The organism is Klebsiella sp. K-3, assembly GCF_051207495.1.
Classification (GTDB): domain Bacteria; phylum Pseudomonadota; class Gammaproteobacteria; order Enterobacterales; family Enterobacteriaceae; genus Klebsiella; species Klebsiella aerogenes.
The window spans coordinates 275879-294912 of the sequence record NZ_JBPNXF010000003.1 but is presented as its reverse complement, the minus strand read 5'-3'; the positions used below and the strand labels follow the sequence as shown (position 1 = coordinate 294912).

Sequence of the window (19034 nt, the reverse complement as noted above, 5' to 3'; positions counted from 1 at the left end):
ACCAGCCGTTTTATCCATATCTTCGCCATCTCCCGCCTGACACCTTAGCCCTGCGATCCCGTACTTTCACTGCACGCATACTCTGTTGAGGCAGGAAAAAAATGACTTCATTGACCACCGATCCGGGTTTACTCCCCAATGCGCAGCGCAACACCCGGCGCATGAACCAGTTTGTCTCCATTGCCGCCGCGGTGGCGGGTTTGTTATTCGGCCTTGATATCGGCGTGATTGCCGGGGCGCTACCTTTCATCACCGATCATTTCGTTTTATCCAGCCGTCTGCAGGAGTGGGTGGTCAGCAGTATGATGCTTGGCGCGGCGATTGGCGCGCTGTTCAACGGCTGGCTCTCTTTCCGTCTTGGCCGTAAATACAGTTTGATGGTTGGCGCGGTGCTATTTGTGGCGGGCTCTATCGGCTCGGCATTCGCCACCAGCGTCGAGATGCTGCTGGCGGCGCGTATTGTCCTTGGCGTCGCCGTCGGTATCGCCTCTTATACCGCGCCGCTCTATCTTTCTGAAATGGCAAGCGAAAACGTTCGCGGCAAGATGATCAGCATGTATCAGTTGATGGTCACGCTTGGCATCGTGCTGGCCTTCTTATCCGATACCGCCTTCAGCTACAGCGGCAACTGGCGGGCGATGCTTGGCGTGCTGGCGCTGCCGGCGGTATTGCTGATTATCCTGGTGGTGTTCCTGCCAAACAGCCCGCGCTGGCTGGCGGAAAAAGGCCGCCATATCGAGGCCGAAGAAGTGCTGCGCATGCTGCGCGATACCTCGGAAAAGGCGCGCGATGAACTGAATGAAATTCGCGAAAGCCTGAAGCTGAAGCAGAGGGGATGGGCGCTGTTCAAAGTGAACCGCAACGTGCGTCGGGCGGTGTTCCTCGGCATGTTATTGCAGGCGATGCAGCAGTTTACCGGCATGAATATCATCATGTATTACGCGCCGCGAATCTTCAAAATGGCCGGCTTTACCACCACCGAGCAGCAGATGATCGCCACGCTGGTGGTCGGCCTGACCTTCATGTTCGCCACCTTTATCGCGGTGTTTACCGTTGATAAGGCCGGGCGTAAACCGGCATTGAAAATCGGCTTTAGCGTGATGGCGTTGGGCACCCTGGTGCTGGGCTACTGCCTGATGCAGTTTGATAACGGTACCGCCGGCAGCGGCCTCTCCTGGTTATCGGTGGGAATGACCATGATGTGTATTGCCGGGTACGCGATGAGCGCCGCGCCGGTAGTCTGGATCCTGTGCTCCGAGATCCAGCCGCTAAAATGCCGCGACTTCGGCATCACCTGTTCGACCACTACCAACTGGGTGTCGAACATGATTATTGGCGCGACCTTCCTGACGCTGCTGGACGCGATTGGCGCGGCAGGCACGTTCTGGCTCTATACCGCGCTGAACGTGGCCTTTATCGGCGTGACCTTCTGGCTGATCCCGGAAACCAAAAACGTGACGCTGGAGCACATCGAACGCAAGCTGATGTCCGGCGAAAAGCTGCGTAACATCGGCAACTGATCACACGGATTCACGCGGCAGCCACGGGCTGGGAACCTTAATGGTATCCCGATGGCTGTCGCCGTTAATGATATGCAGGGCGCTCAGGCGGCCAATTTCATAATGCGGCAGTTGCACCGTTGACAGCGGCGGCAGGAAGAGATCGCCAATACCCACCATATTGTCATAACCCACCACCGCCACATCTTCCGGGATCCGCAAACCCTGCGCCAGCAGCGTCTGGTAGACCATAAAGGCGATGCGATCGTTGCCGCACACCACGGAATCAAACCGCGGTTTACCCTGCTCAATATGGGCCAGCAGCTGGCCGGGAATATCGCGATAGTGTTCGTCACCGTAGGTCATATAGCAGTGATCGAGCGTATCCGGATCAACCTGCGCCTCACGGCAGGCGCGTTCCAGCCCCTGTCGACGGCGTATCGTCGCCAGATGCCTGGCCGGAAGATGCAAACAGAGCGGGCGGCGATAGCCGGCGGCCAGCAGCGCTTTCACCGCGTCGTACTGGCCCTGTTCATCATCCGGAATATAGCTGGCGACGTTCTCGTTCAGGCTTTCGCAGTTGGCCAGTACACAGGGCAGCGTCAACAATTTTGCCGGTAGCGGAACCTGGCGCAGCCCCATGGTGGTGTAAATGATGCCGTCCGGGCGATGGGAAAGCAGCAGGTCGAGAATGGCATCAGGGTTGTCATCCGAGAACATGTTGACCACAAAGCTGTTCCAGCCGTGGGCCCGCGCCGTCTCTTCGATAGAGAGCGTTATCTCTACCGAGAAAGGGGTGGTCACCGTGTCCAGCGCCAGTACGCCGATGGTGCTCGGCGTTGCCCGGGCGCCGCGAATTTTCTTCGCCGACAGGTCGGGGACGTAATTGGTCTGTTCAATCGCTGCTTGTACGCGGGCGAGCGTTTCCGCCTTCAGGCGCTCCGGGCTGTTCAGCGCGCGGGATACCGTCATCAGTGAGACGTTGGCTAGCTTCGCTACATCTTTCAGGGATGCCATGGTGATTACTCCGGTATACAACTAAGTCGCTGATGTAAAAGGATCATACGATAGTCTATCCCAGCCCGATGGTGAAGCATGGCGAGGAATAGTTGATCGCGATCTCATCTCCATTATGTTAACGTTAACTTTTGTGATTAACATCATGAATCGTCACAAAACCAGATGAGAGTTGTTTTTTGTTAACGTTACCATTTGCACATTACTCCAACACGAGAATGTCATGATGAAGACACATCACTCTCACAGCTACCCCTTACTCAGTGCCTTACTGTTTTTCTTTTTTGTTACCTGGTCTTCTTCCGGCTCGTTGCTTTCCATCTGGCTACATCAGGAGGTAGGGCTGAAAGCCGGGGATACCGGCATTATCTACGCGGTGCTGTCGGTCTCGGCGCTATTCGCCCAGATTTGCTACGGCTTTATCCAGGATAAACTGGGGCTGCGCAAAAACTTACTCTGGTATATCACGGTCTTACTGATCCTTTCCGGGCCGGCCTATCTGCTGTTTGGCTATCTGCTCAAAATCAACGTGCTGCTCGGCAGTATTTTTGGCGGCATCTATATCGGCCTGACCTTTAACGGCGGCATTGGCGTGCTGGAGTCCTATACCGAGCGCGTGGCGCGGCAAAGCCAGTTTGAATTCGGCAAAGCGCGGATGTGGGGATCGCTGGGCTGGGCGGTGGCGACCTTTTTCGCCGGGCTGCTGTTCAACATTAACCCACAGCTGAATTTCGCCGTCGCCAGCTGTTCCGGTCTGGTTTTCTTCATGTTGCTGGCGCGGCTTAAGGTTTCTTCAGCGCCGCACGCCATGCAGGAGGCGGTCAGTGGCGGTAAAGTCACGCTGGAAGACGCGCTGCGCCTGCTGACGCTGCCGCGCTTCTGGGCGCTGGTGTTTTTCGTCGTCGGCACCTGTATTTACGGCGTTTACGACCAGCAATTCCCGGTCTATTTCTCTTCGCAGTTCGCCACGCTGCATGAAGGGAACGCGATGTATGGCTATCTCAACTCATTCCAGGTGTTCCTCGAAGCGGCGGGGATGTTCTGCGCCCCGTGGCTGGTCAACCGCATCGGCGCGAAAAACGGCCTGATCTTCGCCGGCATGGTGATGGCGATGCGCATGGTGGCCTCCGGGCTGGTGGAAGGCCCGGTTCTGATCTCGATTACGAAACTGCTGCACGCCGTGGAATTGCCGGTGCTGCTGGTTTCCATCTTTAAATACAACAGCCTGAACTTTGATAAACGCCTTTCTTCCACCCTGTACCTGGTTGGTTTCGCCTGCACCAGTTCGGTTATCGCCACCGTACTGTCGCCGCTGGCGGGCTATAGCTACGAAAAATACGGTTTCGCCGACTCCTATTTGATCATGGGACTACTGGTGTTCTGTACCACCTTCATCTCCATCTTCCTGCTGCGATCCAATAAGGCCTCTTCGGATTCGCTCATGTCGCAGCCATCCACTATCTGACTGAAAAGAGAAATGAATATGATGTATTCCATTAGTAACGCGGAGCGGGAACTGCAGACGAAAAGCGTGGATCTCAACCCGCGCTGGTATCCGCGTTATCACCTGGCGGCCCGTGCCGGCTGGATCAACGACCCCAATGGGCTGGTATGGTTCGACGGCTGGTACCACGCGTTTTATCAGCACCACCCGTATTCAAACCAGTGGGGGCCGATGCACTGGGGCCACGCGCGCAGCAAGGATCTTGTGCATTGGGAACACCTGCCGGTGGCGCTGGCGCCGGAAGGGCCGGAAGATAAAGACGGCTGCTTCTCCGGCTCGGCGGTGGTTGATGGTGATACGCTGGCGCTTATCTACACCGGCCATAAATTTCATGGCGATCCCGCTGATGAAAATAATCTGTACCAGGTCCAGTGTCTGGCGACCAGCCGCGACGGCATCCATTTTGAGCGCCAGGGGATGGTCATTGATACCCCGCCGGGGATGCACCATTTTCGCGACCCGAAAGTATGGCGTGAAGGTGAAAGCTGGTACATGGTGGTCGGCGCGCGGGTAGACGACGTCGGCCAGGTGCGGTTGTACCGTTCCGCCGACCTGCGCCACTGGCAGGACGCCGGTATTCTTGCCCAGGCCGAAGCGGGGATGGGCTACATGTGGGAGTGCCCGGATTTCTTTGAACTCGATGGCAAGCGGGTGCTGATGTTCTCGCCGCAGGGGATGGCCGCAGACGGCTTTGCCCGGCGCAATTTATTCCAGAGCGGCTACCTGCTGGGAGACTGGCAGCCGGGGCAACCTTTTGTCCGCGAAGAGGCGTTTGTCGAACTCGACAGCGGCCACGATTTCTATGCGCCGCAAAGCTTCCTCACCCCCGATGGCCGACGAATTGTTATCGGCTGGCTGGACATGTGGGAGTCGCCGCTGCCGGAGCAGCAGGACGGTTGGGCCGGTATGCTGTCGCTGCCGCGCGAGTTAAGCCTCGGCGCGAATAATCGGTTATTGATGCGTCCGGCAAAAGAGGTGGAAGGCCTGCGCCGCGACTGGTTCCCGTGGCCGGTCAGTTCGTTGAAGAATCAGCAGCTGACGATGGTAGAGCACTGCGAAACCATGGAGGTCAACCTGCATTGGGATACGGCCAATAGCGGCGCCGAGCAGTACGGTTTGAGCTTTGGCGAAGGGCTGAGGGTATATGTCGACAATCAGATGCAGCGTCTGGTGCTGGAGCGCCGCTATCCGCAATATGGTTTGTGCGGCACCCGCAGCGTTGCGTTACCGGCCGGTTCGGCGTTGAAGCTGCGGCTATTTTTCGATAGCTCATCCGTTGAGGTTTTCGTCAATGATGGCGAAGCCTGCCTCAGCAGCCGTATTTATCCTGATGCCCGGCGCCGGGAATTAGCTTTATTTTCCTGGAGCGGCAGTGCGGCATTAATTGATGGCGGAGCGTGGAACATCTAATTAAAGAGTCATTAACCAGAATCACCCGTTAGCAATCGCTGGCGGGTATTTAATATTTACCAAAATAATAAAACAATACCTTTAATATATAATAAGCAGGGTCTAACGATGAATAAAATCTGGGTTGGATGTCTTATCTCGTCTTTATTTATTCCCGCCGCCGGCGCGCAGCAAACGCTTTCGCTTGAGGAGCGCCTGGCGCAGATGGAGCAGCGCTTAAAAGCCACCGAGCAGCGGGCGCAAAACGCCGAGGCGGAAATCCGCGAACTGAAACAGCAGGAGCGCGCGACGGCTAAAAGCAGCGTGCCTGCGCCCGCGCTGGCGGTGAATAAAGATGTCGATTTAAAATTTTACGGTGATGTTGAATTTAATATGGATGGCGCCAGCCGAACCGGCAGCCTGACCTCGGTAAAAACCAGCGCGAATAAGAACTGGGCGCCGGGGGATAAAGAGCGCTGGGATATTAATGGGCGTATTTTGTTAGGATTCGATGGTTTACGTAAAGGCGCTAATGGGAAATACTCCGGCTTTAGCGTACAACCGCTGGCGGATATGACCGGAAAAATGAATCTTGATGATGCCGTATTTTTCTTTGGTCAGGAAAATGACTGGAAAATAAAAGTGGGGCGCTTTGAAGCCTACGATATGTTCCCGTTGAATCAGGATACGTTTATTGAATATTCTGGTAATACCGCCAACGATCTCTATAGCGACGGTTACGGTTATATCTACATGATGAAAGAGGGGCGCGGGCGTAGCAGCAGCGGCGGTAATTTCCTGCTGAGCAAATACCTCGATAACTGGTACTTTGAGCTCAACACGCTGGTGGAAGACGGCAGTTCGCTGTTTGTCGATCAAAACTACCACGGCAACGCGCTCGATAATCGTAAAAACGTGGTCTACGTGCGGCCGGTGGCGGCCTGGCAGTCCGGGCCGTGGTCGGTGGCGGCGGCGGTTGAGAGCAATCTGGTGAACAATGCTTATGGCTATCAAAACCAGAATGGACGCTGGGTCGATCAGTCCAGCCGTACCGGTTACGGTCTGACGATGAGCTGGAATACGCTTAAAACCGATGCCGAAAATGGCATGGTGGTGAATCTCAGCACCGCTTATCTGGACGCGGCGGATGAAGAGGATTTCAGCGCCGGTATTAACGCGCTGTGGCATCGCGTCGAGCTGGGATATATCTACGCGCACAACAAAATCGACCAGTTCAACATGGCGGGGGTCAGCGGCGAGTGCGATGGCGACTGCGCGATTCTGACGCCGGGCCGCTATGACATCCACACGATTCATACCTCCTGGCAACTGCCGAATATCATGGATATGCCGAACTTTAATATTTATCTCGGCGCCTATGCCTCATGGCTGGATTCGTCGGCCCAACAGGGCGGGAACGCCGACGAACGCTATGGCGCGCGCGTGCGCTTTAAATATTTCTTCTGATGTGGCCGCCGCCCAACAGCAACAGTGGAAAGTTATCGGCAGGTTTGCTTCACTGGAGCAAACCATAAAGGAGCAGATAATGAAAACCATCGGCCTGCTGGGCGGCATGAGCTGGGAATCCACCATTCCCTATTACCGGTTAATTAATGAAGGCATTAAAGCGCGGCTCGGCGGCCTGCATTCCGCCAGCCTGTTGCTTCATAGCGTTGATTTTCATGAGATTGAAGCCTGCCAATCGGCAGGGGAATGGGATCGCGCCGGCGAGATCCTCGCCGCGGCGGCGCTGGGGCTACAGCAGGCCGGCGCCGAGGGTATCGTGCTGTGCACCAACACCATGCATAAGGTGGCTGATGCGATTGAAGCCCGCTGCGAGGTGCCGTTCCTGCATATCGCCGACGCCACCGGGCGGGCTATCAGCGCTAAAGGCCAGCGTCGGGTCGCGCTATTGGGTACCCGCTACACCATGGAGCAGGATTTTTATCGCGGCCGTCTGCAGCAGCAGTTTGCCATTGAGACGCTGATCCCGCAGGCCGACGATCGGGCGCGCATCAATCAGATTATCTTTGATGAGCTGTGCCTCGGCACCTTTAGCGACGCCTCGCGCGACTATTATCTGCAGGTCATCGAGGCGCTGGCGGCGCAGGGGGCGGAAGGCGTTATCTTCGGCTGCACCGAAATCGGCCTGTTGGTACCGGAAACGAGTAGCCCGCTGCCGGTATTTGATACCGCGGCGATCCATGCCGCCGACGCGGTGGAATTTATGCTCTCTTAAGTACCGCCGCCAGCGGCTGTTCGATACGCGGCAGGCTGGTTTGCAGATGCTGGACAAAGGCGTCGACCAGCGCGGAGCCGGGGCGATGTAGCGGGCGGATTAGGCTGACGGTAAAGGGCACATCGACGCTGAATCGCCGCACCACCACGCCGCTCTCAGCGTAGTCGAGGGCGGTGAGCGGGTTGACCACCGAAATGCCCGCTCCGGCGCGCACCATCGCGCAGATCGACGCCGCGCTGTGGGTTTCCACCACCATCCGTCGTTTTACCTGGTGCTCCATAAACAGCGCATCAAGCAGCTGACGATAGCTGTCGGTGCGCGACAGGCTGATATAGTTTTCGCCGTGGAAGTCGGCGGGGGTGAGTTCGGTTTTCGCGGCCAGCGGGTGATCCTGTGGCAGTACGCAGACCTCATTTAAGGTCAGCAGCGGCGTGCGCTCGGTGCCGGCCGGCGTATGCAGCGTTTCCGTTAACCCTAAATCGTGGCGCTGGGCGGACAACCACTCCTCCAGCAGCGGCGACTCCTGCGGCACGATCTGCAGGCTGACGTCCGGATAGCGCGCGAGGAATGGTTGTAGCAGCAGCGGCAGAAATGACTGCGAAAAGACCGGCAGACAGGCTATCGACAGCTCTCCCTGGCGGAATTCGCGCAGGCTCTCCGCGGCGCTAACGATGCGATCCAGCCCGTACCACGAGCGCTGTACTTCTTCAAACAGTCGCAGCCCCTGGACCGTCGGCTGCAGACGGCCGCGGGCGCGGTCAAACAGCTTTAAGCCGAGTACTTTCTCAAAGCGCGCCAGTTCACGGCTGACCGTCGGCTGCGAGGTGTGCAGCATCCGCGCCGCTTCGGTCAGGTTGCCGGTGGTCATCACCGCGTGGAAAATCTCAATATGGCGTAAGTTGACGGCAGGCATGGGCGGCTCCCGGTTAGCATCAGATAGCCATATCATTTTTGCATAGACTCGCGACAAAACGATATTTTTTATTCTCTTCCCGCTGTGGCGTAATCGGAAAAAACATCGACAAACACACGCACGCACCGGAGTCCTTATGCCACGCTCGCTGAACGCCACCGATACCGATCTGACCGCTGACAATCTACTGCGCCTGCCCGCTGAGTTCGGCTGCCCGGTATGGGTCTATGACGCGCAGATTATCCGCCGCCATATTGCCCAACTTAGCCAGTTTGACGTAGTGCGTTTTGCGCAGAAGGCCTGCTCCAATATTCATATTCTGCGTCTGATGCGCGAGCAGGGCGTGAAGGTGGATTCGGTGTCGCTTGGCGAGATCGAACGCGCGCTGGCGGCAGGTTACGATCCCGTGCAGCATCCGGACGATATCGTCTTTACCGCCGATCTGATCGATCGCGCGACCCTCGAGCGGGTGAAAGCATTACAGATCCCAGTGAATGCCGGATCCGTGGATATGCTTAGCCAACTGGGTGAAGTCTCGCCGGGCCACCGCGTCTGGCTGCGGGTCAATCCAGGATTTGGCCACGGCCACAGCCAGAAGACCAATACCGGCGGCGAAAACAGCAAACACGGTATCTGGTTCAGCCAGCTGCCGCAGGCGCTGGAGGTGATTCGCCGCCATTCGCTACAGCTGGTCGGCATCCATATGCATATCGGCTCCGGCGTTGATTACGGCCACCTTGAGCAAGTATGCGGCGCGATGGTGCGCCAGGTGGTGGAGTTTGGTCAGGATCTGCAGGCGATCTCCGCTGGCGGCGGATTATCGATCCCGTATCATGAAGGCGAAGAGGCGATCGATACCGATCACTACTTTGGCCTGTGGAATGCGGCGCGCGAGCAGATCGCCAAACATCTGGGGCATCCGGTGAAGCTGGAAATTGAACCGGGGCGTTTCCTGGTGGCGGAATCCGGGGTGCTGGTATCACAGGTGCGTAGCGTGAAAGAGATGGGCAGCCGCCACTTCGTGCTGATCGACGCCGGCTTTAACGATCTGATGCGCCCGGCCATGTACGGCAGCTATCATCATATTACCGCGCTGGCGGCGGACGGGCGCGACCTGAGCGGCGAGACGCAGCTGGAAACCGTGGTCGCGGGGCCGCTGTGCGAATCCGGCGACGTCTTTACCCAGCAGGAGGGCGGCAAAGTGGAAACTCGCCTGCTGCCGGCGGTCTCGCCGGGGGATTACCTGGTGCTGCACGATACCGGCGCCTACGGCGCATCGATGTCTTCAAACTACAACAGCCGCCCGTTACTACCGGAAGTGCTGTTTGATAACGGCAGCGCGCGCCTGATTCGCCGTCGCCAGACCATTGAAGAACTGCTGGCGCTGGAGCTTATTTAAAGAATGGCCCCGTCGTCACCGATTCACGCAGTACCAGCGTACCGGTGAACGGCGGGATTGTTTCGATCGGCTGTGCGTTGGCGAGCTTAATCGCCTGGTCGATGGCGGTGGTAATCATATTGTCGATCGGCAGATAAACCGTTGATAATCCCGGCTCCAGCCACTTCGCGCTAGGAGCGTCGTCAAAGCCGAAGAGCGATACGTCCTGCGGAATGCGCAGCCCCGCCTGATATAGCGCTTTCGAGGCGCCCAACGCCATATCATCGTTACAGGAGAAGAGCGCGCTAAACGGCGTTTTCTCTTCTAATAATTCCCGACACAGCTCATAACCGCGGGTCATCGTTGAATCGCCGTATTTGACCCGCGCCGGTTCCCACGCAATTCCGTGTTTTTCCAGCGCGCTGCGGTAGCCCGCCAGGCGCGCTTTACCCGTTGGGGTATGCATCGGCACGGTCAGGCAGGCGATATCGCGATGCCCCTGGGAAATCAGATAGTCGACGGCCTGAAACGCCGCTTCCTGCTGTTCAAAGAACACGCAGCGTTCCCGCGCCTGGCTAACATCGCGATTGATCACCACCAGCGGCGTTTCAATGGTTTCGATAAGCGACATGATTTTCTGTTCGCTCATATGGCGGGTGTAGAGCACGATGGCGTCACACTGACGGTCGGCCAACATTTGCACCGCTTCTTCTTCCCGCTCGGGCGCATCGTGGCCATCGGTGACGATAAGCTGCTTGCCCCAGGCTTCCGTTTGACGCGAGGCCTGCTGCAGTAAGCGGCCAAAGTAAAAACCGTCGAATGTCGATACCACCAGGCCAATGCTGTTGCTGGTGCGATTCGCCAGCGAACGGGCGAGAAAATTAGGCCGGTAGCCCAGCTCTTCCATCGCTTTGAAGACCTGTTGACGGGTACTCTCTTTTACCTGACCTGTGCCGTTCAACACGCGGGAAACCGTCGCTTTCGAGACGCCTGCGCGTATTGAGACATCCAGCATTGTTGCCATTCGTCGATTCCTGATAACCGGTGATAGGGCGCAGTTTATCACAGTCATTCAGAGGGATATGAACCTGACGACGGCAAAGACTATCGCGATCACGCTTTTTGCGGAAATCCTGTTGAAGGCATTTTCAGACCCTTGATGCGCGGGCGGGCGCGGCGCGCTAGAATTCATCGATTCACAGGGGGGAAAAAATGCAGATTCAACCGTTGTACGCCGCGCCGCAGCATGGGCAGCAGGTGGCGGAGTGGCTATGGCAGGCTTTTGCCGGCGATGCCTTACCGCAGGCGTTTTTTAGCAGTATTGTTGAACATAGCCAAACGCCGGGGGCGCTGCCGCTGACCTTTATCGCCACCGAAGGCGAGGCGCTGCTGGGGACCGTAGGGCTGTGGCGTTGCGATTTGCTCAGCCGTCAGGATCTGTTTCCCTGGATGGCGGCACTGTTTGTCGCCGAAACGTCGCGCGGGCAGGGGCTGGCTGGGAAGCTGCAGCGGCACGTCATCGACTATGCCCGTCAGTGCGGTTATCCGCAGCTTTATCTCTATTCCGCCTGCCGCGACTTTTACGAACGCTTTGGCTGGCGCTATATCGGCGAGGGCCTGGATTACCCGGCCACCGCCGTGAGCTTGTACCGCTACGACTTGTCACTTTCCGCGGGCGTTATCACCGAGTGACGGCGCACCAGCGTCGGGCTGAAGAGGTGAGTGATTTCCGGCGCCGGGCGCTGTTCCGCCAATGCCAGGGCCAACTCCGCCGCCTGGGTCGCCATGGTGACGATCGGATAACGCACGGTGGTCAGGCGCGGGCGCACGTAGCGCGAGATCAGCACGTCATCGAAGCCAATCAGCGAAATTTCCTGCGGCACCTCGATACCGTTATCGTTGAGCACCCCCATTGCGCCTGCGGCCATTGAATCGTTGTAACAGGCGACGGCGGTAAAGTTTCTGCCGCGGCCTAATAGCTCGGTCATCGCCAGCTCGCCGCCGCTTTCGTCAGGCTCGGCGAAGGTGACCAGCCGGTCATTGACGGGCAGGCCGCTCTCTTTCAGGGCATCGTAATAACCTTGCAGCCGGTCTTCGGCATCGGAAATCGCGTGGTTAGAGCAGATATAGCCAATGCGGCTGTGGCCCTGCTGAATCAGATGGCGCGTCGCCAGCCAGGCGCCGTAGCGGTCATCGAGCGCCACGCTACGCTGTTCGAAACCCGGTACGATGCGGTTAATTAACACCATGCCGGGGATCTGTTTCATCAGCCCCGCCAGCTCGTCGTCGGGGATCATTTTAGCGTGCACTACCAGCGCCGCGCAGCGGTGGCGGATCAGCTGTTCAATTGCCTGACGTTCCTTTTGCACATTGTGATAGCCGTTGCCGATAAGCAGAAAATTACCGGTGCTGTAGGCCACCTGCTCGACGGCTTTAACCATCGCGCCGAAGAAGGGATCGGAAACGTCGCCCACCACCAGACCGATGGTTTCCGTTGACTGCTGCGCCAGCGCGCGGGCGTTGGCGTTGGGGTGGTAGTTCAGGGTTTCCATCGCCGCCGTTACCGACTGACGAGAGGCTTCACTCGCTTTTGGCGAGTTGTTGATAACGCGTGAGACGGTAGCGACGGAGACTCCTGCGAGTCGGGCTACATCCTTAATTGTCGCCATACCTGACCTTTTTTAGGGTAAGCGTTTACATGATAGTTATGTTACGGGAAAGCGCAGCGGATTCAAGGCTACGGCCATTCTGGTTGATACAAATGTGACGCAGACAAGGATTAGCGGTGACAAAGTTACACAGCACAATGCGTGGGATGCAACGGTGAAAAGAGAATTCTCATCTTTGCTTACACTTTGCGATTAGCTGTTGCGAATGTTCGCTGGTTTCGTTGAGTGCTGCATTGATACTCTGGCTATCCCAGAGGTATTGATAGGTGGAGTCAACGTCACGTTGACCACTTAATTACACCAACCTGCGCAGATGCGCAGGTTTTTTTTTGCCTGTTATTCATGCTGTTACAGATAGCGAAAATCGTAATACCTGGTTGCACTTAGGCTCATTCCCTTGCGTTTTCGCGCTGGCGCGATCGCGGGTAAAAACGCGACAATCAGGGTCCCAGAGGTATTGATTGGTGAGTTTCTTAAGTACGCACTTCGTACTGATTATCTTGCACCGACCTGCGCGGATGCGCAGGTTTTTTTTATTCTGAATTTTCTTCCCCCACACTGCTTTTCCCCGCCTTCTCATGTAACCTGCTCGGAATACTAAATCAGCCACGCGGAGTCGTTATGCTGTTGGGATTTTTTCGATTACTGTTCAAAGGATTGTACCGGGTACGATTGACCGGAGACACTCAGGCGCTCTATCAGGAAAAAGTATTAATTACGCCAAATCATGTCTCATTTCTCGACGGTATTTTACTGGCGCTCTTTCTGCCCGTTCGGCCGGTGTTTGCGGTCTATACCTCGATTAGCCAGCGCTGGTTTATGCGGGCGCTGACGCCGCTTATCGACTTTGTTCCGCTGGACCCCACCAAGCCGATGTCAATTAAGCATCTGGTGCGCTTGATTGAGCAGGGGCGCCCGGTGGTTATCTTTCCGGAAGGGCGTATTTCGGTAAGCGGTTCGCTGATGAAAATCTACGACGGCGCGGCGTTTGTGGCGGCGAAGTCGAAAGCGACCATTGTGCCGCTGCGAATCGAAGGCGCCGAACTTACGCCGTTCAGCCGTCTTAAGGGGCTGGTAAAACGCCGCCTGTTCCCGCGTATTCAGCTCCATTTACTGCCGCCGACGCATCTGCCGATGCCGGAAGCGCCGCGCGCCCGCGATCGGCGAAAAATCGCCGGCGAAATGCTGCACCAGATTATGATGGAAGCGCGCATGGCGGTGCGCCCGCGTGAAACGCTGTATGAGTCGCTACTGGCGGCGCAGGACCGCTTTGGCGCGCGTAAAAACTGCGTGGAAGATATTAATTTCCAGCCGGATACCTACCGGAAACTGTTGACCAAAACGCTGTTCGTCGCGCGTATTCTGGAAAAATACAGTGCGCAGGGCGAGAAAATCGGCCTGATGCTGCCTAACGCCGGTATCAGCGCGGCGGTGATTTTCGGCGCGATTGCCCGCGGGCGTATCCCGGCAATGATGAACTATACCGCCGGCGTCAAAGGACTCAGCAGCGCGATTACCGCCGCGGAAATCAAAACCATTTTTACTTCCCGTACCTTCCTCGATAAAGGCAAACTCTGGCACCTGCCGGAGCAGCTGACTCAGGTGCGCTGGGTGTTTCTGGAAGATCTGAAAGGCGATGTCACTACCGCCGACAAGCTGTGGATATTTGGCCATCTGCTGGCGCCGCGTCTGGCGCAGGTCAAGCAGCAGCCGGAAGATGCGGCGATGATCCTCTTTACCTCCGGCTCGGAGGGGAACCCAAAAGGGGTGGTGCATAGCCATAAAAGCCTGTTGGCTAACGTGGAACAGATTAAAACCATCGCCGATTTTACCGCCAACGATCGCTTTATGTCGGCGCTGCCGCTGTTCCACTCCTTCGGCCTGACGGTCGGCCTGCTGACGCCGCTATTCACCGGCGCGGAAGTGTTCCTCTATCCAAGCCCGCTGCACTATCGGGTGGTGCCGGAGCTGGTCTACGATCGTAACTGTACCGTGTTGTTCGGCACCTCAACCTTCCTCGCCAACTATGCCCGCTTTGCCAACCCATATGATTTTTATCGTCTGCGCTATGTGGTGGCAGGGGCGGAAAAACTGCAGGACAGCACCAAACAGCTGTGGCAGGACAAATTTGGCCTGCGCATCCTTGAAGGCTACGGCGTGACCGAATGTGCGCCGGTGGTCTCCATCAACGTTCCGATGGCGGCGAAAGTCGGTACCGTCGGGCGCATTCTTCCGGGGATGGATGCCCGATTGCTGGCGATGCCGGGCATCGAGCAGGGGGGCCGCCTGCAGTTGAAAGGGCCAAACATCATGAAAGGCTATCTGCGGGTAGAAAACCCCGGCGTGCTGGAAGCGCCGACGGCGGAAAACCAGCACGGTGAAGTGGAGAGCGGCTGGTACGACACCGGCGATATCGTCGTCTTTGACGAGCAGGGCTACGTTCGTATTCAGGGTCGCGCCAAGCGATTCGCCAAAATCGCCGGCGAGATGGTCTCGCTGGAGATGGTCGAGCAGGTCGCTTTGGCGGTCTCGCCGGACAAAATGCACGCCACGGCCATTAAGCAGGACGCCAGCAAAGGCGAGGCGCTGGTGCTGTTTACCACCGATAATGAACTCAATCGCGAAAAGCTGCTGCGCTACGCGCGTGAACACGGCGTACCGGAGCTGGCGGTACCGCGCGATATTCGTTGGCTGAAACAGCTGCCGGTACTGGGCAGCGGCAAGCCGGACTTTGTCACCCTGAAAGGCATGGTTGAAGAGGCGGAACATACACATGAGTGAGTCAGTGCACACTAACGCTTCACTGTACTCGAAAGGGATGATGGCGGTGATCTGCGCCCAGTTCCTGTCGGCCTTCGGCGATAATGCGCTGCTGTTCGCCACCCTGGCATTGATGAAGCAGCTCTACTATCCGGAGTGGAGTCAGCCGGTATTGCAGATGTTGTTTGTGGGCGCTTACATTCTCTTTGCGCCGTTTGTCGGGCAATTTGCCGATAGCTTCGCCAAAGGCCGGGTGATGATGGTCGCTAATGGCCTGAAGCTGCTCGGCGCCGGGTGTATTTGCTTTGGCGTCAATCCGTTTATCGGCTATACGCTGGTGGGTATTGGCGCGGCGGCCTATTCGCCGGCGAAATACGGTATTCTGGGCGAACTGACCACCGGCGATAAGTTAGTGAAGGCTAACGGACTGATGGAGTCGTCGACCATCGCGGCGATCCTGCTGGGCTCGATGGCGGGCGGTATTCTTGCGGACTGGCACGTGCTGGCGGCGCTTATCGTTTGTGCGCTGGTTTATGGCGGCGCAGTGGTTGCTAACCTGTGGATCCCGAAACTCCCGGCGGCTCGTCCTGGGCAGTCGTGGCGTTTCAGGCCGATGACGCATAGCTTCTTCAGCGCCTGTAAGACGTTGTGGCGTAATAGTGAAACGCGTTTCTCATTGATGGGCACCAGCTTGTTCTGGGGGGCGGGGGTGACGCTGCGCTTCCTGCTGGTGATTTGGGTGCCGGTGGCGCTTGGGATCACCAGTAACGCGATGCCGACCTACCTCAATGCGATGGTCGCCGTCGGGATTGTGGTTGGCGCTGGCGCAGCGGCGAAGCTGGTCACGCTGGAAACCGTCTCGCGCTGTATGCCCGCCGGGATATTGATTGGCGTCGCGGTGATCGTCTTCGCGGTACAGCAGTCGCTACTACCGGCATTTGGCCTACTGCTACTGCTTGGGGTGTGTGGCGGCTTCTTTATCGTACCGCTGAACGCGCTGCTGCAGGAGCGCGGGAAACATACCGTTGGCGCAGGTAACGCCATTGCGGTACAGAACCTCGGTGAAAACGTGGCGATGTTGCTCATGCTGGGGCTGTACTCGCTGGCGGTCAGCGTTGGGATCCCGCCGGTTGGCGTGGGGATAGGATTTGGCGCGGTCTTTGCGCTAGCCATCGCTGCGCTGTGGTGGTGGGGACGGCGTAAATAATCCCCGGAGAGGGACGGATTCACAAATGTCTGCTCTCCGGTAGCCCGGGTAAGGCGTTAGCCGCTACCCGGGATTTTTACCCTCTTACGGCGCCGGGTAGGTATACACCTTATGCACCGCCTCAATCTCCGCTAACACCTCTTCGCTCAGCTCAAGATGCAAACTTTCGACGTTGGTCTTGAGCTGCTCCATGGTCGTGGCCCCGAGCAGGGTGCTGGCGACAAACGGCTGGCGACGCACAAAGGCCAGCGCCATTTGCGCCGGATCGAGATTGTGGCGTTTGGCAATGTCCACATAAGCGGCCACCGCTTTCTGCGCCTGCTCGCCGCTGTAGCGGGTAAAGCGGCTAAATAGCGTATTGCGTGCGCCGGCCGGCTGCGCGCCGTTAAGGTACTTACCGGTCAGCGTACCGAACGCCAGGCATGAATACGCCAGCAGCTCAACGCCCTCATATTGGCTCACTTCCGCCAGCCCCACTTCGTAGCTGCGGTTAAGCAGGCTGTACGGGTTTTGAATCGTGACGATGCGCGGCAGGTCGTGCTTATCGGCCAGATGCAGATAGCGCATGACGCCAAAGGCGGTTTCGTTAGAGACGCCGATATAGCGGATTTTACCGGCGCGCTGGAATTCGGTGAGGGCTTCCAGCGTATCGAGCAGGGTGACCACCGGCGCAGAGTCGCTCCAGGTATAGCCCAGCTTGCCGAAACAGTTGGTCTGGCGCTGCGGCCAATGTACCTGATAGAGGTCGAGATAATCGGTTTGCAGACGTTTGAGGCTGTCGTGCAGCGCGTCGCGAATGTTTTTGCGATCCAGCGCGTGATTCGGGCGAATGCTGCTGTCGTTATTGCGCGCCGGACCGCTGACTTTAGAGGCGATAATCAGCTTTTCGCGGTTGCCGCGTTTCGCCAGCCAGTTGCCGACGTAGGTTTCGGTCAGACCCTGGGTTTCCGGGCGCGGCGGGACAGGATACATTTCGGCGACATCAATCAGGTTGATTCCCTGACTTACGGCGTAGTCGAGCTGTTCATGAGCGTCGGCCTCGCTATTTTGTTCACCAAACGTCATTGTGCCCAGCCCCAGCGTGCTGATTTCAAGAGAACTGTGTGGGATACGGTGATACTGCATAGCCGGCTTCCTTATTTTTATCAACAAGGTCAGGAGTTTCCCGACAAAACTATCTCCCCACAAACTTCAAAGCGCTTGCAGGCTGATGGGAATAACAACATGGCAGAGGGAGAGAAAAAGAGAAAGGGAAAATATCAAAAAAGCCGGGTCTGGAGATCCTGAAGGGGGCTGCCCTGGGGATATAGCAGGGGGATCCCGACTCTTTTCTGTGGCTGTGGTTGTCGGAAAATATGCGGTTAACCGACGAAAAAGCTTAACGCTTAATAATTTGTGACACGTCGTCGCGGTTGATCTGCATTTTATTGCCTTGCTGATCTTCGTAGCTTATCAAACCGGTGTCATCGTCAACCGCCGGTTTACCGTCGGTAAGAATCATACGTCCATCTTTTGTCGCCATGACATAATCGCTGCTGCAACCGGAAACCGAGAACGCCAGTCCTACGGCGGAAATCAATACTGCCCATTTTTTCATCGTCATTACCTCTCTTATGGCCGCACCTCGTACCAGTATATTAATAGCCTGATTTGTGAGACATAAAAAGCAGTAAAGTCTTAAAAAGGATTGCAGCCCGCTTCCGGACTGCAATTTTGTGGCTTACAGCGGGTTTTTCTTATTGCGCATCAGGTTGAGCGTTTCGACCGCAATGGAGAAGAACATCGCGAAGTAGATGTAACCTTTCGGGACATGCACATCGAAGCTCTCCAGCATCAAGGTGAAGCCGACCAGGATCAGAAACGACAAGGCCAACATTTTGACCGACGGGTGACGGTCAACGAAGTCGCCGATCGGACGCGCGGCAAACATCATCACTCCAACCGCAATCACCACCGCGGCCATCATAATGAACAGATGATCGGAGAGACCCACGGCGGTAATGACTGAATCAAGGCTGAAGATGATATCCAGCAGCATGATCTGCACGATGGCGCCAAAGAAGGAGTGGACGTTGGTTTTAAGACCTTCTTCCTCGCCTTCAATAGATTCGTGGATCTCTTTACTCGCTTTCCAGATAAGGAACAGGCCGCCGAGCAGCAGGATCAGGTCGCGAAACGAGATCTCCTGCCCGAATACGGTGAAGAGCGGGTTGGTGAGCTTAACGACCCAGGCGATAGACGCCAGCAGGCCGAGACGCATCAGCATGGCTCCCATTAGCCCGATACGCCGCGCATGGGCGCGTTGAGCGGTGGGAAGCTTAGCGACAACCAGAGAGAGAAAAATAATATTATCGATCCCGAGAACGATCTCCAGCAGCGTCAGCGTGCCGAGCGCCAGCCAGGCGTTAGGATCGGTTATCCATGCAAATAACATTGTTCAAAGTCCTGCAAAAAATAAA

At 56.9% G+C, this 19034-nt stretch carries 16 protein-coding genes; 9 read left to right on the top strand and 7 right to left on the bottom strand.

Annotated elements, in window-relative coordinates; genetic code table 11:
• Positions 1-101 precede the first annotated feature (101 nt).
• Entirely contained in the window at positions 102-1520 is a 1419-nt protein-coding gene (gene araE, locus ACSEMK_RS06435) for an arabinose-proton symporter AraE (protein ID WP_435336328.1), read from the top strand.
• Here araE and ACSEMK_RS06430 read toward each other — a convergent pair whose 3' ends face one another.
• Complete coding sequence (locus tag ACSEMK_RS06430; RefSeq protein ID WP_087859686.1) at positions 1521-2516, bottom strand: LacI family DNA-binding transcriptional regulator; 996 nt, start codon at positions 2514-2516, stop codon at positions 1521-1523.
• 223 nt (positions 2517-2739) lie between these two features.
• On the opposite strand from ACSEMK_RS06430, the gene ACSEMK_RS06425 reads away from it, so the two are divergent.
• The 4 genes from ACSEMK_RS06425 to ACSEMK_RS06410 all read left to right on the top strand — a co-directional run bounded on the left by ACSEMK_RS06425 (position 2740) and on the right by ACSEMK_RS06410 (position 7648).
• The gene (locus ACSEMK_RS06425; RefSeq protein WP_045373827.1) at positions 2740-3981 is read left to right on the top strand and encodes an MFS transporter; all 1242 of its coding nucleotides are present in this window, start codon (positions 2740-2742) and stop codon (positions 3979-3981) included.
• Positions 3982-3999: 18 nt separating this feature from the next.
• Positions 4000-5430 carry a glycoside hydrolase family 32 protein gene (locus tag ACSEMK_RS06420; protein WP_213793505.1) on the top strand — a complete coding sequence of 477 codons (1431 nt, stop codon included), beginning with the start codon at positions 4000-4002 and terminating at the stop codon, positions 5428-5430.
• A 108-nt stretch (positions 5431-5538) separates the two neighbouring features.
• Positions 5539-6876 (top strand): carbohydrate porin, encoded by a 1338-nt coding sequence (locus ACSEMK_RS06415; protein WP_430914657.1) that lies wholly within the window; start codon positions 5539-5541, stop codon positions 6874-6876.
• 79 nt (positions 6877-6955) lie between these two features.
• The gene (locus ACSEMK_RS06410) at positions 6956-7648 is read left to right on the top strand and encodes an aspartate/glutamate racemase (RefSeq protein ID WP_046883046.1); all 693 of its coding nucleotides are present in this window, start codon (positions 6956-6958) and stop codon (positions 7646-7648) included.
• Here the strand turns inward: ACSEMK_RS06410 and ACSEMK_RS06405 are convergent.
• Entirely contained in the window at positions 7635-8561 is a 927-nt protein-coding gene (locus ACSEMK_RS06405) for a LysR family transcriptional regulator (RefSeq protein WP_087859682.1), read from the bottom strand. The genes ACSEMK_RS06410 and ACSEMK_RS06405 overlap by 14 nt on opposite strands.
• Before the next feature lie 136 nt (positions 8562-8697).
• Here ACSEMK_RS06405 and lysA point away from each other — a divergent pair, with 136 nt between their 5' ends.
• The gene (gene lysA, locus ACSEMK_RS06400; RefSeq protein ID WP_430914656.1) at positions 8698-9960 is read left to right on the top strand and encodes a diaminopimelate decarboxylase; all 1263 of its coding nucleotides are present in this window, start codon (positions 8698-8700) and stop codon (positions 9958-9960) included.
• Here the strand turns inward: lysA and ACSEMK_RS06395 are convergent.
• Positions 9953-10954: a LacI family DNA-binding transcriptional regulator gene (locus tag ACSEMK_RS06395; RefSeq protein WP_162750124.1), complete on the bottom strand. Its 1002-nt coding sequence runs from the start codon at positions 10952-10954 to the stop codon at positions 9953-9955. The genes lysA and ACSEMK_RS06395 overlap by 8 nt on opposite strands.
• A gap of 197 nt (positions 10955-11151) precedes the next feature.
• On the opposite strand from ACSEMK_RS06395, the gene ACSEMK_RS06390 reads away from it, so the two are divergent.
• On the top strand, positions 11152-11631 hold the full coding sequence (locus ACSEMK_RS06390; protein ID WP_430914655.1) for a GNAT family N-acetyltransferase: 480 nt from the start codon (positions 11152-11154) through the stop codon (positions 11629-11631).
• On the opposite strand, the gene galR is transcribed toward ACSEMK_RS06390, so the two are convergent.
• Positions 11592-12608, bottom strand: coding sequence for an HTH-type transcriptional regulator GalR (galR, locus tag ACSEMK_RS06385; RefSeq protein ID WP_063416337.1), 1017 nt, complete (start codon positions 12606-12608; stop codon positions 11592-11594). The genes ACSEMK_RS06390 and galR overlap by 40 nt on opposite strands.
• A 621-nt stretch (positions 12609-13229) precedes the next feature.
• On the opposite strand from galR, the gene aas reads away from it, so the two are divergent.
• Positions 13230-15389: a bifunctional acyl-ACP--phospholipid O-acyltransferase/long-chain-fatty-acid--ACP ligase gene (gene aas / locus ACSEMK_RS06380; protein ID WP_113372967.1), complete on the top strand. Its 2160-nt coding sequence runs from the start codon at positions 13230-13232 to the stop codon at positions 15387-15389.
• Positions 15382-16575 (top strand): lysophospholipid transporter LplT, encoded by a 1194-nt coding sequence (lplT, locus tag ACSEMK_RS06375; protein WP_113372966.1) that lies wholly within the window; start codon positions 15382-15384, stop codon positions 16573-16575. Before aas ends, lplT begins: the two co-directional genes overlap by 8 nt.
• Positions 16576-16659: 84 nt before the next feature.
• Here the strand turns inward: lplT and ACSEMK_RS06370 are convergent, their stop codons facing one another.
• The 3 genes from ACSEMK_RS06370 to ACSEMK_RS06360 form a co-directional block, all read right to left on the bottom strand.
• A complete protein-coding gene (locus tag ACSEMK_RS06370) occupies positions 16660-17700 on the bottom strand; it encodes an NADP(H)-dependent aldo-keto reductase (protein WP_213316470.1) in 1041 nt (346 codons plus the stop codon).
• A 253-nt stretch (positions 17701-17953) separates the two neighbouring features.
• Positions 17954-18172 carry a YgdI/YgdR family lipoprotein gene (locus ACSEMK_RS06365; RefSeq protein ID WP_004867116.1) on the bottom strand — a complete coding sequence of 73 codons (219 nt, stop codon included), beginning with the start codon at positions 18170-18172 and terminating at the stop codon, positions 17954-17956.
• A 123-nt stretch (positions 18173-18295) separates the two neighbouring features.
• Positions 18296-19009 carry a TerC family protein gene (locus ACSEMK_RS06360; RefSeq protein WP_045396707.1) on the bottom strand — a complete coding sequence of 238 codons (714 nt, stop codon included), beginning with the start codon at positions 19007-19009 and terminating at the stop codon, positions 18296-18298.
• Between the last annotated feature and the right edge of the window lie 25 nt (positions 19010-19034).